This is a genomic window from Chitinivibrio alkaliphilus ACht1, assembly GCF_000474745.1.
GTDB classification, from domain to species: domain Bacteria; phylum Fibrobacterota; class Chitinivibrionia; order Chitinivibrionales; family Chitinivibrionaceae; genus Chitinivibrio; species Chitinivibrio alkaliphilus.
Genome location: NZ_ASJR01000088.1, coordinates 1 through 346, shown reverse-complemented (window position 1 = coordinate 346; position 346 = coordinate 1). Strand labels below are relative to the sequence as shown.

General features: G+C 55.5%; 1 protein-coding gene. It reads left to right on the top strand.

Annotated features, from left to right (window positions below):
- Positions 1–346 (top strand): hypothetical protein (locus tag CALK_RS13120; RefSeq protein WP_034638463.1); only part of this gene is annotated, 346 nt, incomplete at both ends.

Here is a 346-nt window from a genome sequence, read left to right as displayed (position 1 = left end):
CTGCCGTTTACAGCCGATGAAACGGGTCGTCTTCGACGTGGTGATAATGCCACCTTGATGGCGGAACGCCTTGATGTTGAACCTGCTTCTGCCGATGAGGAGTTAACCGTGCAGGTGACCACGCGTGATCGTGAGCATTTTGGTCTTCGGAGTATGTCCGAGGATACTTCTGGTTCAGCGGTGGTTCTTATCAGTGGAGCTCGTCTTTCTCCCCTTATGTCGGCGCAACAGGAGTTTGCCGCCGCAGCAGAGCGTGAAGCCCGTGCTGCTGAAGATCGGGTCGAAGCGTATCTTGAGCGTCATGACGTTCCCCGTCGTGAAGAGCTTGAAGATGGGCGCATACGTG